At 58.5% G+C, this 277-nt stretch carries 1 protein-coding gene; it reads left to right on the top strand.

The window, feature by feature from the left end; all coding sequences use genetic code 11:
• Positions 1 to 277: calcium-binding protein (locus PQQ51_RS34435; protein WP_408501640.1), on the top strand; the 277-nt coding region annotated here is incomplete at both ends.

Below are 277 nucleotides of genomic sequence, written 5' to 3'. Positions count from 1 at the left end.
ATGGTCACCTTGAAATCAACGAAGTGGATTTCTCCGCCACCCGTAACAACGTGCTGCAACTGGGAGCGGGAATCAGCGAGTCGTCCGTGTCGGTGTCCTCCACGTCGGATGGCAGCGGTCTTGTGTTGACCGATGGCGTGTCGGGTGACCAGATCACGCTGGATGGCATGCTGAGCTCTAGGTATGGCGTGCAGCAGGTTCAGTTTGCCGATGGGGGTGTGTGGACGAGCCAGCAACTGATCCGGCTGGCAACAACGGGAACAACTGGCAACGACGT

This window comes from Paraburkholderia xenovorans, assembly GCF_046030735.1.
Lineage (GTDB): Bacteria > Pseudomonadota > Gammaproteobacteria > Burkholderiales > Burkholderiaceae > Paraburkholderia > Paraburkholderia xenovorans_A.
The sequence above is the reverse complement of the archived record's forward strand: the minus strand, read 5'-3'. Positions and strand labels throughout refer to the sequence as shown.